Here is a 14,724-nt window from a genome sequence, read left to right as displayed (position 1 = left end):
TCCTCATTGTGATAAACAGGCTGCCTCGATACGCTTCACCGCATCCGGCTGGTCGGCGGCGATGTGGAAAGGCAGCGTGCAGCGGTGGGCTTCCCCTTTGTCATTCCAGTTCACCTCCAGGGTGCCGGTATCCGGAATACCGCTCAGGTAGACCATTCCGCCGTCGGCCACCATGCCGGTGGCGGCATTGCGATCGCCTGCCAGCTGGGCGCTGGCGCCAAACGGCACTGGCCCCGAACGGTCATGCAGGGTAAACAGCACGCGATGGCCGATATGGGTCCGGAAGTTTGCCTCGACCACCGCCCCACCGCCGGGGATCACCGTCGCGCCGAACTGTTCTACGTCGGTGTCGCTGGTCATCGATTCGGTATCAAGGGTAATGACGTTTTTGTGCCAGGCCGTCAGCGCAGGCACCACCGCGTAACCCCGCCAGTCGGTATGAACGTTGCTGCCGTTCTGAACAGCCACGTTGATCGCCCCCGGCGCACGCACGATGGCAAAGCTGTCCCCCAGACTCTGCCCCAATGTGATGCCATGCGGGTGCGCAACGATGGAGCCCGACGCTCCCCAGGTGAGCTGGCTGCTGTCGCGATCGTGTCGGTAACCCAGCTGCGCCTGCCCATAGCCGCCGTGGTAGTCGAGGGATGCGCCGCTGTTACTCCCCTGCCCCTGGCTGGCGTAGCCCTGCTGCACGGCGTAGTAAAGATTCGGGCTCTTCGGCACCGAGCCATACATCGACACCTGGTGCGAGGTATAGCCGCGATTATCCGACGAGGTGGTGTAGCTCACTGAACTGCTGGCAAGCGAACCACCCAGCGGAATGGTGATATTGAAGGACCAGGAGCGATCGGGATTATTGTGTCCGCTGGACTGGGTATAGTAGTAGCCCAGCCCCCAGGAGATCCCTTTCCAGGCGCTGTAAAAGCCGGCATGGAGCGTTTTGTCGCTGCTCTGGTTGTGCCAGTAATCCTGAACGTAAGCGGACAACGACAGGTTACCCACCTCGCCGAGGGTCTGGCTGATGGCAACCTCTTCCCGGGTGCGTTTGTTATCCACCAGCCCGTAACGTTGCTCCAGCCTCATCGCCTCACTGAAGTCGTAAAACCCGCTGGAGGAGTAGCGGTAGCTGGCGAGGCTGAACGAGGTGCCCGCCCGGGCAAAACTTTTCTGATACTGCGCCCGCAGGGAGTGGCCGCGGTAGCGCTTGCCGGAGGGGGTTGTGGTGTCTGCCAGCGTCACGTCGGTACCCAGCGAGCCCAGCTTCCCTAAGCTATGCCCCACCCCGAGGGCCAGCGCGTAATAATCATCGGCCAGTTGCGTGCCGCCAGACAGGGTAAAGGCTGCCGGTAAACCGTAAAACAGCGTGCTCTGGATAAACGCCGGGGTGCGGCTCTCATCGTGGCCTGGGTGAAATCGCCCGGCGCTGAGGCTGTATTTTACCCGCTCCTCCCGCAGCATAAACGGCACGGACGAGAACGGCTGGGTAAAGGTGCGCTCCGAACCGTCGCTCTCCTTCACGTTGACCTCCAGGTCGCCGCTCTGCGCGGTCGGATAGAGATCCTTAATGGCAAACGCCCCCGGGGAGACGTAGGTTTCGTAGATCACATAGCCATGCTGGGAGATGGTCACTTTGGCGTTACTGTGGGCGACGCCGCGGATCACCGGAGCAAAACCGCGCAGGCTGTCCGGGAGCATCTCTTCATTTGACATCAGCTGGACGCCGCGAAACTGCACGCTGTCAAACACCTCCCCGCTGGTGTAGGTATCCCCAATCCGCAGCTGGCTTTTCAGCGGGGCGACGTCCCGTTGCAGGTATGTACTGAGCGACTGCCAGCGCCGGGTGGAGTCGTACTGCATGGACGAGGTGTTGCGCAGCCGCCACGGCCCGAGGTTCACCCCGCTGCGCAGGTTGAGGAAGGTGGAGCGCCCGTTATGGGTGGATTGCCCGGTTTGCGCGCCGGAGAGCGTGTAGTCGACAAACACCGCCGGTATCCCCTCATCCCAGCGTGCGGGATCAATATACCCCTCGCGCTGAACGTTCATTGCCGCCTGGGGAATACTCAGGTTCAGCCGCTGGGTCGGGAAGTCGAACCGGCTGCTGGCATCCGGGATGTACTGGCCGATACGGGTGAAGGTTTCCCCGTCGTGCAGGCGTTCAAATGAGGAGAACGCGCTAACGTTGACGCCATATTCCGCCAGCTGGGCCGCCGTCAGCACTGGCACAAGGGTACCATTCTCCTCCACGAAGGTGATATTCCCCTCGCTGACCTGCTGGTCATTGACCCAGATGGTGACCGGCCAGGTGCCGGGCTGCTGCCCGCCTGCGGTGGCAAAATAGTGCAGATCGGCGGTTTTTTGCTGCGCAGAGCTCAGTTCCAGCGCCGCCGGATCGAAGTAATCTTCTGCCCGCACCACCCCGGGCCTCGAGATCATCAACAGCGCAGTGGGGAGCGTTGCCAGCAGTAACGCACCGTCGCGGCGTGAAGTGTTCGTTTTCACCCTCGCCCCCGGTTACTGCTGCGCGGCGTCAGTGATACCGCCAGAGTCGTTAATGGCGCGCCACGTCACCTGCCCGGTGCCGACCCCCGTCCATATCTGGCTGCTCTTAGGCGCGATCATGCCCGGTTCGGGGATCGCTTTTCCGCCGACCGTCAGGCTGTAGAGGGAGACATAAAACGGCGTCGGGTTATGGGCCACCAGCCGGTTACCCTGCCGGGTAAAGGTCAGCTTCTGCCAGGCGTCTTTGGCCTCGCCCAGCCCTTTTGGCCGCCAGAAGAGCTTGAACTTCGATTTCACGTTGATCTGGAGCTTGTTGGACGCCGCTTTTTGCGTCGGGGCGATGTTTTTCACGCACAGCCAGTACACTGACTCCCGGTCTGTAGGCAATGCGCCCCCGGTGAAGCTGATCCGCAGGACGTTCTCCTGCTCAGGATCGAGGCGAAAGAGCGGCGGCGTAACCACAAAAGGCACCGGGCGTTTATCGTCTGCGGCCTGGTTTTCAACCCACGACTGCACCAGGTAGGGAACACGGGTATCCATGTTCGTCACCGTAATGGTGGCTTCGCGTTTCCCTTCCTCATAGATCACGCGGGTTCCGCCCATCACTACCCCGGCCTGAGCGGTGGCGCAGACCAGAAGAAAAGCGGTCATCACAGCGGCAAGAAGCTGTTTCATCGTGCAGATACCATTGGACAAAAAAGAAAATGAACAGGCGCAGGGCCTGCTCATGCGGGGATCAGTTATAAACCATCAGGAAGTTTGCAACGCCATTAGCCGCACCCGGGGTGACGGTCTTCTCCGTGGAGACGTAGTCGGCAAAAAAGGGCACCGTGGCTTTACCGGAGGCTACCGGAACGCTCGCTGAAACCGTCCCCAGGGCAACCTGAGAGCTGGAAGCGCCGTTGTTATACAATTTAATACCCACACCTTTCGCTCCACCGGCCACCGCCAGCAGGGTGGCATCAAGGGCATCTTTTTGACCATCGAACAGCACGGCAACCGTCGTCACCGATGCCGGACAGTTATCTACCTCAATTTTGAAAGGGGTTTTAGTCGTTTCGGTGCCTGCTGCGGTGAAATAGCTTGCGCCCCATTTCCCCAGGTCAACCTGCACGTCTTTGCTTTTGGTAGTGATATTGCAGGAGGCGTCGACGATTTCACCGCTGAACTCCACGATCCCGCCGGTGTTTTGCGTACCCGCGGCAGCACCCGGATTCGTGGTCATATTATTAGAAAATGCGGCACCAGAGGCCAGCGCGCCCGCCAGAATTGCAGCTACGCGAATTTGATCTTTCATTATTACGCTCAACTTTACTTGTTATTCATGATGAGGTGGACCGATGCCCTTCGGTCATGATATTCATCCCTTCTGCGTTTCCCTTTAAACAGAATGCCGCTACTGGTTAACCAGAATGCATTACTCTCCTGATTAATCGCCCTTTATAAAATAATAAAATGCGTTTAATACACCTACGCACAGAAAATAATATTTCCCGTCACCCTAAAAAACAACCGGGGATCTGCTGCGCAAACTAGCCGTCCCGGCAATGTTGACATGTCAACATTGATATCATTGATTAATCTTAATATTTTTGTATTTTATTGCACTATCATGGTGAGAAATGGCCACATAAAAATAACATTCAGCCCTATAAATTGGCTACCTTTGCAATTATACCCATGAGGAAAACTAGCAGTGAAATTAATATTAAGATAAATCTTATAACGAACCAATAAACAAAAATCGAATATTAATGTTTACTTTAAAATACCTATACAGACAACTGAAGTTTTATTTCGAATGCTCTGGACAGGTTTTTAAATAAAGCCCGCACCATGTTTTACTGCCATTATCTGGAGCAACAATAAAGCCGCCCATGTCACGGCGCGCATCGCGCCTCCCGCCACATACTCACGGCACACCCCACCCGCAGGAACAGCAAAAAAGTGAAAGTGATTGTCGATTTTCTGATGGCGCATCTTTCAGCAACGTCGCAAAGTGAATAGCGTAATCATTAAAGCGTTGCGTCTGACGCAGCGGACTTTTGCATAAACGGCAGGTTCAGTTATCGTTATCTCTGCGTTATGTTGATGAATATATAAGGGTAAAAATCGCCCTCCCCTGTTTCTAACGCTGCAATCTGGAGTGACATGTATGTCTCAACCCAAGCTGTTTACACCGTTACGTATCCGCAATCTTGAACTCGACAATCGCATCGTGATCGCCCCCATGTGTCAGTATTCTGCCGAAGAGGGCTGCATGAATGACTGGCATACCCTTCATCTGGGGCAACTGGCCCTTTCCGGTGCGGGTCTGCTTACCATTGAGGCGGCAGCCGTCTCCCCGGAAGGCCGCATTACCTACGCTGACGTCGGGCTCTACGATGACAAAACCGAGGAAGCGATGGGCCGGGTGCTGGATACCCTGCGTAAGTGGTCAGATATTCCTGTTGGCATCCAGCTGGCCCACGCGGGCAGAAAAGCGTCAACGCACAAGCCGTGGGATCATCGGGGGCAGCAAATCCCACCCGACCAGCAAGGGGGCTGGCAGACGTTAGCCCCTTCTGCAGTGCCTTACAACGAGGGCTATGTCCCGCCAACCGCTCTCGACAGCGAGGGCTTAGCCGAAATCCGCAACCAGTTCGCTGAGGCCGCAAAACGTGCTGCCAGACTGAATATCGATCTGATCCAGATCCACGCCGCCCACGGCTATCTGCTCCATCAGTTTTTATCGCCGCTCTCTAATCAGCGCACGGATAATTACGGCGGTTCGCTGGAAAACAGAGCCCGGTTCCCACTGGAAATTGTCGACGCGGTGCGGGAAGCCTTCCCGGCGGAGAGAGCCATCAGCGTGCGTATCTCCGGGACGGACTGGGTGGAAGGCGGATTTAACCTTGAAGAAGCGGTCGAGTTCTCCAGAATGCTGGAAGCGCGTGGCGTTGACGTGATCCATGTCTCCAGCGGCGGTCTGCATCCGGATCAGAAGATTGAGGTCTATCCGGGCTATCAGGTGCCGCTGGCAAGGGCGGTGAAAGCTGCGGTAAATATTCCGGTGGTGGCGGTGGGATTAATTACCGAGCCCGAGCATGCGGAATCCATCGTAGCCAGCGGGGATGCTGATTTTATTGCCATCGCCCGCGGCGCACTCTATAACCCGCGCTGGCCATGGCATGCGGCAGCGGCGCTGGGCGCCCAGGTCCATGCGCCGGAACAGTATCTTCGTTGCCAGCCGCACACCCTGAAGAACCTGTTTAAGTCCTGATGTTTCGGATACCCGTGGCATCACGGGTATCCTTCCCCGTCTGAAAGCATGATCATTTACAACTCGTTAACCTAGTCACAATTTATTAACTTTCCCCGCGCATCTCTTGACTGTTTCTGTATCAGTCGTAAAACTCTTGAAAAAGTAAAACGTTTTACTTTTTCATAAAACTGTCGCGGTATTCATGCATTTTCCGTGATTTTCAGTGGGTTAAACGCTACTGGGATACATCATGAAACACGTAGAAGAGTTCGATAGTACGCTGGCCGGTGTGAGTGTTACGCCTGAGCCAGGCCAAACAGAAATTTCATCGCTGGCAAGGGGGGCGATAAAAAAAGCCAAATTTCGGCTGATGCCCCTGATACTGCTGATGTATCTGCTTGCGTTTATAGATCGCTCAAATATCGGCATGGCCGCGTTAACCATGAATCAATCCCTGGGGTTAACGCCTGAACATTTTGGATTTGCTGTGGGGATATTCTCCTTCGGTTATATTCTGTTTGAAATTCCCAGCAATGTGCTGCTGGAACGATACGGTGCACGCTTCTGGTTAGCCCGAATCATGATCACATGGGGCATTATTTCCATGGCGATGGCGTTTGCACAAGGCGTGGTGACGCTTAGTATCCTGCGCTTTTTACTGGGCGTGGCCGAGGCGGGACTGGCGCCAGGTATTGTTTTCTATCTCACAACCTGGTTTCCCAAAAGGGAGCTGGCTAAGGTCTTCTCCATTTACTATTTGGGTGTTCCGCTGGCTGCTATTATCGCCAATCCGATCTCGGGTTATATTCTCGATAATTTCCATAATGTTGGGGGGCTGGAGAGTTGGCAGTGGCTATTTTTAATTGAAGGCTGCCCGCCTGTCATCTTATCCGTTGTGGTTTTTCTTTATCTTACCGATAAACCGTCCAAAGCGTCCTGGCTTAAACCCGAAGAGCGTCAGGCTTATCAGGACCTGATGGAAAAAGACCAACAGGCGACCTTGTCCGCCGGACACTCCGGTTTCAGGGAAATGATCAAAGACCGACGAGTCTGGCTGCTGGGGATGGCCTATTTCTTTACCGTCATTGGTCTCACAGGCCTCGGTTTCTGGATGCCGCAGTTTATCAAGCGCTTCGATTACTCTGATACTGTTGTCGGCATGCTGGGTACGATTCCCTATATCGCAGGCGCGGTGGTGATGTGTTGGTGGTCGAATCACTCTGATAAAACCAATGAGCGAACCTGGCATTTTATTCTTCCATCGCTGCTCTTTTCTGTCGGATTTGTGGTCGCCGCTATCAGCGACTCACCCGTGATATCCATGGTGGGGTTAACGCTTTCGACGGTGGGTATGCTGTCATGCGTGCCGACGTTTTATACCCTTCCAGCATCCTTTCTTACCAGCCGAGGCTGTGCCGGTGGCATGGCACTGATTAACTCAATTGGCAATATTGGTGGGTTCTTCGGGCCCTTCCTGGTTGGCCTCGTTATCTCGATTTCCGGTAAATCACAGAGCGGTCTCTATCTGTTAGCTGTCCTGGTTTTGTTCTCGCCGTTGCTGATTTATCTCATGAGCAGAAATCGCCGTCAGATTGCTGGCTGGCGTTAATCCATCCCCCTTAAAGGAGAAGAAAATGAACTTAGCAGCATTGTTAGCTGAGCGTGCCTGTGCCGCAAAATCGGGTTCAGCACAGCCTGTTCGTGTGGGCATTATCGGCGCCGGCAAATTTGGTTCGATGGTACTTGCCCAACTGCGACACCTGGAAGGGCTGCATGTGGTGGCCGTTGCAGACCTGGATGTCCCGAAAGCCCGTGATGCCCTGGCGCGTGTGGGATGGCCAGAATCGCAGTATCAGGCGCATAACATCGAAGCAGCTTTACGCGAAGGCACAACCTGCGTCGTTGAGGATGCAGAACAGCTGATCCGGTGTGAGCAAATCCATTGCATAGTTGAAGCGACGGGACATCCTCTGGCCGGCACTCGTCACGCTCTCCATGCGGTCGAAAATGGAAAACACGTGGTGATGGTAAATGTGGAAGCCGACGTGTTGTGCGGGCCTTTGATAGCGGAACGTGCGCGCCAGAACGGGGTGATTTACAGCATGGCTTATGGTGATCAACCGGCGATCATTTGTGAACTGGTTGACTGGGCTAAAGCCTGTGGCTTTGAAATCGTTGCCGCAGGTAAAGGGATGAATTACGAACCGCGATACCGCTACTCCACACCGGATACCGTCTGGGGATTCTTTGGCTGGTCTGACGAAGAAGTTGCTGCCGGGGACTTTAACCCAAAAATGTACAACTCGTTTACCGATGGTACTAAAGCGGCCATTGAGATGGCGGCTGTCGCCAACGCAACCGGATTAGACTGTCCCGATAACGGACTGGAATTTCCCCCTGCCGGGGTGCATGACCTGGCGCGGGTCTTCTCACCGGCATCTGATGGCGGGCGCCTGGGTCGCAGTGGGCTTGTGGATATCGCAGCCAGTCAGGAGCCTGACGGACGTGAGGTGCTTAACAATATCCGCTACGGCGTTTTCGTGACATTTAAAGCCCGGGATGAATACAGCCGGGCCTGTTTCAAACAGTACGGATTACTGACCGACCCAAGCGGCTGGTACGCGTCGATGTGGCGCCCTTTCCATCTGATTGGTCTGGAAACCAGCATCAGTATTCTCTCCGCGGTATTACGAGGAGAAGCTACCGGGACAGCATTAAGTTTCCGGGGCGATGCGGTTGCAACGGCAAAACGCGATCTCAAAGCGGGTGAGATGCTGGATGGTGAAGGCGGGTTTACTGTCTGGGCCAATGCCTTGCCAGCCAGCATCAGTGTGGCACAAGATTTTTTGCCAATGGGGCTGGCCCATCATGTCCGACTGGTGAAGGATGTCGCAAAAGATAAGGCGATTCGTTTCTCCGATGTTCATTTTGACAACAATCTGGATATCGTCGAATTGCGCAAGCAAATGGTCAATCTTGCGGGATTATAAACAGGGTGATACCCGCAACGGCTACTGTTGCGGGTATATCAGGAGGACAAATGAAAAGCGAAATGCGTATTGGCTTGTTGGGTACGGGGTTGATGGGACAACCAGTGGCGCGTCGACTTGTCGCTGCCGGATATTCGGTCACGGTGTGGAACAGGTCGCAAGAAAAAGCGCTGCAACTGGCAAGCGCTGGCGTAAAGATCGAACAATCTGCTTCGCAGTTACTGGCTGACAGTGAGCTCATCATCTGTTTGTTAAGTGATGCAACAGCGTGCGATGAGGTGATATTCAATCACGACTCACTTCAGTACATTGGTCCAGATACAATCATCCTCATGATGAGTACCCTGTCGCCGGACATTGTGGTTGAACAAGCGCGTAAGGCCCATAGTGTTCAGGCCCACTATGTCGATCTCCCTGTTTCCGGCGGAACAACAGGCGCAGAGAAAGGTTCATTATCCTTAATGGCGGGAGGAAACAGGCAGCTCATTGATAGCCTTCGTCCTTTGCTATCACACCTGGGGAAAGTCACGCATGTCGGAGAAGTTGGAGCCGGTCAGCTCACCAAACTTGCAAACCAGATTATTGTCGCCGGAACCTTAAGTTTATTGTCAGAAGCTTTTACTCTCGCGCAACGCGGCGGTGCCGATCCAGAAAAAGTGCGCGAAGCCCTACTAGGCGGGTTTGCAGATTCCACATTGTTGCAACACCAGGGCGAACGCATGGTTAAAGGGGACTTTAAAGCTCGGGGCGCTGCAAAGTGGCAGCTTAAAGACACGCGCAGTGCTGTAGCACTGGCGAAGCAGCTTAATTTGACCCTACCGTTAACAGAAACAGTGAATCAACTCTTCAGCCAGATGATTGATGCCGGAGAGGGTGACCTGGATCATTGCGCCATTATTAAGCAAATTCAGCGTTTAAATAATGTGGCTATTTAATCCTGGAAACACTTTCTCTTTTAACTAATATGCTATCCAGTTCGCAGGGTTTTTGCTGTTCACTGGATAAACTCAACAGTGCTTTACTGGCCAGTTCTTCAAGGGGATGTTTTATAACGCTAATGGACGGGCTCAGTAGACGACTCCAGTGACTGTCATGATAAACGATGACGGAAAGGTCATCGGGCACAGCCAATTTTAGCTCGCGGATCCGCGACATGATGACCGGTGCGATTGACGTATTGCCAATAATGATTGCTGTCGGTGGATCTGCAAGCGACAGCAATTCATCAAGCGACTGGCTGGCGAGTGGATCGCGAAAATTCTTCACTGCGATAAGCTGTTTATTACATTCAATTCCCTGCGCCTGCAGACCTTTCTTGTAACCTTCCAGTCTTTGCAAAGAAGTGGATGTATTGAGGGGCCCACTTATCCACCCAATACGCCGATGGCCTTGCTCGACCAGATAAGAGGTCGCCTGGCGAGCAGAGGTTTCATTGTTAAACCCAATAACACTGGCGCCTGTAAAATCCTCCAGATAGCGATCGATAAACACGATCGCTATCCCCATGTTACTGATCGATTGCCACATATCCTTATTAGCGCTTGTCGGCGTTGCGATGATGGCTTTGACCCGCTTTTGCATCAACATTTCCAGGCTTTCCCGCTCAAGCAAGGGATCTTCCTGCGTCGTGACCAGGATGACGTTCATCGCCATTTCGCGAGCGCGCCGTACAATGAGATCCGAAATTTCAGAGAAAAAGTCGTTACTGATGTCGGCCACAACCAAGCCGATGGTATTGTTCAGGTTTGTCTTGAGTTCACGCGCGGCGCTCTGCGGGGTGTAACTTAGGGTTTGCATGGCAGCGATAATCCGCTGCCGGGTACGTTCGGAAACTGAACCGGTTCCGGGATTCAATACACGGGAGACAACACCGATTGATACTTCGGCTAAAGCAGCGACATCTTTGATGGTGCTTTTCTTTTTATCATTCAATGTAGCACTTCGCCTCACGTCCGCAGAGTAGATAATTTTATGTTAGATCAATCATGTTTCGATGAAAATGATGTTAGTGGCAAAATCACGTATCGATAAAATTTATGACAGCGCTTACCTTCAACCAGGGAAATAAGTTGCGCAGAAGACGTCAACTTTTGCTGAAAAAGCACAAAAGCAAAAAACCCTGCGATATTGCTATCGCAGGGTTTTTAAATTTGGCGGAAGCGTAGAGATTCGAACTCTAGAACCCTTTCGGGTCGCCGGTTTTCAAGACCGGTGCCTTCAACCGCTCGGCCACGCTTCCAGAGTGAGGCGCACTATAAACATCTCTGGTGGTTATGTAAAGCAAAAAATTCAGGAAATTGAATGTGTTCGCCTTTTGTACAACCCCGCACGCATCATCTTCTGCTGACAACCGTCAAATTCCAGACAAGAAAAAATCGCCAGACACATCAGAAGCGGCTATTGTCTTTAATTCATAACTGGTATGACCACTCAACCAAGGTTTACCTATGCATTCAATGATGATACCGCTAAATGAAGGCGACTCTCTCGCTGCCACGCTTTGGGAGAGAGAAGATGCCCGCGCGCTGGTTATCCTTCACCCCGCGACAGCGGTTGTGCAGGAATTTTATCAGCGTTTTGCTGAGTATCTTTACGAGTATGGATTCAGCGTCCTGACCTATGACTTTCGGGGTACAGGTCGTTCAACGTCGGGGATGCTCCGCAGCTGCAATGTCTCCATGTCAGACTGGATCGAACAGGATGTGGGCTGCATTACGGCCTGGGCCAGGTCACGTTTCCCCGATCTTAGCCTGCTGGCTGTTGGGCACAGCGTGGGTGGGCACGCCGTTCTGCTGTCGACGGCTACCCGGCATCTTCAGGCTGCGGTCATTGTGGCATCCCACGCCGGGGTGACCCGCTCCATAAAACAGACGGCGGAAAAAGTGCGCGTCTGGTGCTTGCTGCGCGTTCTCGGTCCACTCCTCTGCCGTATATTTGGTTATATGCCGGCAAAACGCCTCGGGCTGGGAGAAGATTTACCGGCGCCTGTCATGCGGCAGTGGGGGCGCTGGAGCGCCATGCCGGGTTACTTCTACGACGATCCTGACTGGGATGCGCGTCGAAGAGCGGCTGAGGTCAGGCTCCCTCTGATGGTTATGGGGTTTGACGACGATCCGTGGGCTAATCCTGAGGCCATTACGCGCCTGATAGAGCCGGTCAAAAACGCAAAAATCGACCGCCGCGAGATCCGTCATGCGGATTTTGCCTGCCCGGCGTGGGGCATATGGGGTTTTTCCGCACGCGCTGTGCGGAAACATTATGGCCCATTGTCGGACAATGGCTGGCGAGTCAGTGCCCAGATTGAGCGAGCAGTGAATATAAAAAGGGGCCCGCAGGCCCCATTATGATGACATTGCGCGTCGAGGAATTATTCAGGCAGGGCGTAAACGACAACCTGGTCGCCTACCTGATCCTTCAGGATCGTATTCCCGCCCGCGACAAACGCCACATACTGACGCCCTTTGTACTCATAGACCGACGGGTTCGCCACAGCCGGGGCTTCAACCTGATCGGACCATAGCTCTTCACCGCTTTCCACGGAATAAGCGCGTACTTTGGCGTCCATAGAGGCACCGATGAAGATCACGCCACCCGCGGTGATAGCCGGTCCGCCGATGGTTGGGGAGCCCCAGCTTTCCGGCATAAAGAAGCCGTACTGCTGCGAGGCGCCAACCGGACGACGCCACTTCACGTCACCCGTATGCATATCCAGCGCGACGATCTCACCAAACGGTGGTTTCCAGCACGGCATGCCCAGCCAGTTATTGGCCACCAGCAGACGCATGCCGTAAGGCGCGCCTTCCTGCGGTGCAAAGCCGCTCTCGTTACCGGCAGTTTTATCGGCTTTATCGTAATCTTCGCGGCTGTAGAGCTTCACGTACTGCACGATATGCGAGGTGTTGACGATAGCGATCTGCTTATTCGGATCGAACGCCACCCCGCCCCACTGCACGCCACCGGCGCTGTCCGGATAGGTCAGCGCCCCCTCGCCTTTGGCGGTAGGCGGTGTGTACATCCCCTCATAGGTCAGGTTATCCCACAGGCGGGAACATTGACCGGCACCCACCATATCGGCCAGCTTCCAGATCTCCGGCTTTTTCGACTGATCGAGCAGCGGCGCAGGTTTGGTCGGGAACGGCTGGGTTGGCGAAAGTTTTTCCCCCTGCACTGAACCGTCGCCCTGCGGCACCGGACGCTCCTCGATAGGCCAGACGTCCTCCCCCGTCAGGCGGTTAACCACAAACAGGAAGCCCTGCTTGGTGGCCTGAACCAGAGCCGGGATCTGCTTGCCGTCTACGGTGATATCCATCAGCGTTGGCGCGGAGTTGATATCGTAATCCCACACGTCGTGATGCACCCACTGGCGGGACCAGACCACTTTACCGGTATTGATATCCAGCGCGGTTGTCGAGGTGCCAAGCGGGATCGCATCTACACGGTTACCGCCCCAGTAGTTAGGCGACGGAGAGGAGACCGGCAGATAAACCAGGCCGTTGGCCTCGTCGGCAGACATGTGCGTCCAGACGTTGGCCGTCCCGGTGCGCTGGCGAATCTCTTCCGGGATCGCCTCGAAGGACCATTCCCGCTCGCCGGTCTGGGCATTGATAGAAAATACGGTGCCCGGAGGTGCTTCGGCATAAGCCCAGTCTTTGCCGGCCCAGCCCACCAGCAGGTGGTTACCCACCACCGTTGGCGGTTGCAGGATGGAGAGCGGGAATTTGGCGTTAACGGTGTTCCACTGATTCACATCCAGCACGCCGTTGTCCGCAAAACCGGTACAGGGTTTGCCTGAATCGGCATCCAGCGCAAAGAGCTTGCCGTCCACGGTGCCCATATAGACGATCTTCTGACAGGCTTCACCGGCGACCGGCTCTTTGGCCTGCCAGTAGGAGACGCCGCGGTTTTTCAGCACCGGCTGGGTTAGCGCTTTACGCGAAGACTTCGTGTCGTAGTGCCACTTCTCTTTCCCGGTGCCCGGATCCAGCGCAATCAGGCGATCGAAAGGGGTACCGATATAGAGCGTCTCGTTAGCAAAAATGGGCGTTGCTGACCAGACGGTTGCAGGGGTGTCGCCTTTACCATCCGACACGTCGCCGGTATGGAACTCCCAGATTTTGGTCAATTTACCGACGTTCTCCGCCGTGATCTGGGTCAACGGGCTGTATTTCTGCGCGTTAAGCTGTCCGTGGAAGCTGTCCCAGGTGGCGGCAGAGGGCACCAGCGGGGTCGCTGGTTGCTCAGCCGAAGCCACTTTTTGTCCCTCACTCTGCCCGGTAGAGGCTTCATCGGTGGTTTTGGTGGTTCCCGGCGCCTGCTGATCCGCTGCATCCACGTTGAGCTCTTCTTGCGTTCCCTGAGAGGCCTCAGTGGCTTTCTCCTGCGCCTGCACAGAGAGTGGCGCGATCAGCAGCGCCAGCGCCGTCATGCTGACTTTCATAAAGGGGTAGTGTTTATCGTTATACACGGGTGGGACTCCTCAGGCTCTGACGCGGGTATTGTGGTGAACGGGCTTGCTGCTCAGCATAATCAGACCAATCAGGCCGACCACCATCGCTGCAGTAATGATGTACTGGTGCAGCAGCGCGGCGGCGAACCCAATACCAATGAGTACCACGAGGGTGACGATAACCAGAAAGATACGCGCCCCACGACCAGATGCGGCACGTAACATCAAGGTCAGTACCGCCAGTACCGCGCTGGCAATGGCGACGCCCAGCGCACCGATGGTATCGGTAACGCCGGTAAGAGGCGTCAGCCAGGCGTATAACGCCACCGCGACGCCAATGACCGCAGCCAGCAGCAGCAATATCGTGCCAGCGCGGGAGGATTGAGAATGTAACATACCAGGAACTCCCCCTATCAAAACAAAATTAACCAATAATTCAGGCTCGTGGATTTATGCGGCTGCGACTTGCATGGGCAATAGCGAAAAACTCAGGCAGTAAGAAAAACAGCGGCATAGATCACTAAACGTAACTGAGTATAGAAGAA

Annotated in this window: 11 protein-coding genes, 1 tRNA gene and 1 pseudogene; 5 read left to right on the top strand and 8 right to left on the bottom strand. The window is 54.8% G+C overall.

The window, feature by feature from the left end; all coding sequences use genetic code 11:
- Positions 1-3: 3 nt before the first annotated feature.
- From C2U54_RS12905 to C2U54_RS27460, 4 genes are all read right to left on the bottom strand, one after another.
- A complete protein-coding gene (locus C2U54_RS12905; protein ID WP_103181061.1) occupies positions 4-2,433 on the bottom strand; it encodes a fimbria/pilus outer membrane usher protein in 2,430 nt (809 codons plus the stop codon).
- Between the two features lie 78 nt (positions 2,434-2,511).
- Complete coding sequence (locus C2U54_RS12900; RefSeq protein ID WP_103178981.1) at positions 2,512-3,174, bottom strand: fimbrial biogenesis chaperone; 663 nt, start codon at positions 3,172-3,174, stop codon at positions 2,512-2,514.
- 61 nt (positions 3,175-3,235) lie between these two features.
- Positions 3,236-3,796: a fimbrial protein gene (locus C2U54_RS12895; RefSeq protein WP_103178980.1), complete on the bottom strand. Its 561-nt coding sequence runs from the start codon at positions 3,794-3,796 to the stop codon at positions 3,236-3,238.
- 521 nt (positions 3,797-4,317) lie between these two features.
- Entirely contained in the window at positions 4,318-4,479 is a 162-nt protein-coding gene (locus C2U54_RS27460) for a hypothetical protein (RefSeq protein ID WP_158251051.1), read from the bottom strand.
- Positions 4,480-4,654: 175 nt separating this feature from the next.
- Between C2U54_RS27460 and C2U54_RS12890 the strand changes: the two genes are divergently transcribed.
- From C2U54_RS12890 to C2U54_RS12875, 4 genes are all read left to right on the top strand, one after another.
- Positions 4,655-5,761, top strand: coding sequence for an NADH:flavin oxidoreductase/NADH oxidase (locus C2U54_RS12890; protein WP_103178979.1), 1,107 nt, complete (start codon positions 4,655-4,657; stop codon positions 5,759-5,761).
- 232 nt (positions 5,762-5,993) lie between these two features.
- On the top strand, positions 5,994-7,352 hold the full coding sequence (locus C2U54_RS12885) for an MFS transporter (RefSeq protein ID WP_103178978.1): 1,359 nt from the start codon (positions 5,994-5,996) through the stop codon (positions 7,350-7,352).
- A gap of 25 nt (positions 7,353-7,377) precedes the next feature.
- Positions 7,378-8,733, top strand: coding sequence for an NAD(P)H-dependent oxidoreductase (locus tag C2U54_RS12880; RefSeq protein ID WP_103178977.1), 1,356 nt, complete (start codon positions 7,378-7,380; stop codon positions 8,731-8,733).
- Positions 8,734-8,783: 50 nt separating this feature from the next.
- Positions 8,784-9,668, top strand: coding sequence for an NAD(P)-dependent oxidoreductase (locus C2U54_RS12875; protein ID WP_103178976.1), 885 nt, complete (start codon positions 8,784-8,786; stop codon positions 9,666-9,668).
- Here the strand turns inward: C2U54_RS12875 and C2U54_RS12870 are convergent.
- Positions 9,661-10,665 carry a LacI family DNA-binding transcriptional regulator gene (locus C2U54_RS12870; RefSeq protein ID WP_139156328.1) on the bottom strand — a complete coding sequence of 335 codons (1,005 nt, stop codon included), beginning with the start codon at positions 10,663-10,665 and terminating at the stop codon, positions 9,661-9,663. The two genes, C2U54_RS12875 and C2U54_RS12870, sit on opposite strands and share 8 nt — an antisense overlap.
- Positions 10,666-10,884: 219 nt before the next feature.
- Positions 10,885-10,972, bottom strand: a tRNA-Ser gene (locus C2U54_RS12865).
- A 208-nt stretch (positions 10,973-11,180) separates the two neighbouring features.
- Between C2U54_RS12865 and C2U54_RS12860 the strand changes: the two are divergent.
- Positions 11,181-12,037 (top strand): annotated as a pseudogene (locus C2U54_RS12860) (alpha/beta hydrolase family protein).
- Positions 12,038-12,100: 63 nt separating this feature from the next.
- On the opposite strand, the gene C2U54_RS12855 reads toward C2U54_RS12860, so the two are convergent.
- Together C2U54_RS12855 and C2U54_RS12850 are read right to left on the bottom strand one after the other, a co-directional pair.
- Positions 12,101-14,197 carry a pyrroloquinoline quinone-dependent dehydrogenase gene (locus C2U54_RS12855; protein ID WP_103178974.1) on the bottom strand — a complete coding sequence of 699 codons (2,097 nt, stop codon included), beginning with the start codon at positions 14,195-14,197 and terminating at the stop codon, positions 12,101-12,103.
- Between the two features lie 12 nt (positions 14,198-14,209).
- Positions 14,210-14,575 (bottom strand): hypothetical protein, encoded by a 366-nt coding sequence (locus tag C2U54_RS12850; RefSeq protein ID WP_103178973.1) that lies wholly within the window; start codon positions 14,573-14,575, stop codon positions 14,210-14,212.
- Positions 14,576-14,724: the final 149 nt, after the last annotated feature.

It is taken from the genome of Leclercia sp. LSNIH1 (assembly GCF_002902985.1).
In the GTDB taxonomy this organism is placed as follows: Bacteria; Pseudomonadota; Gammaproteobacteria; order Enterobacterales; family Enterobacteriaceae; genus Enterobacter.
This window is presented reverse-complemented; position numbering and strand designations above follow the sequence as displayed.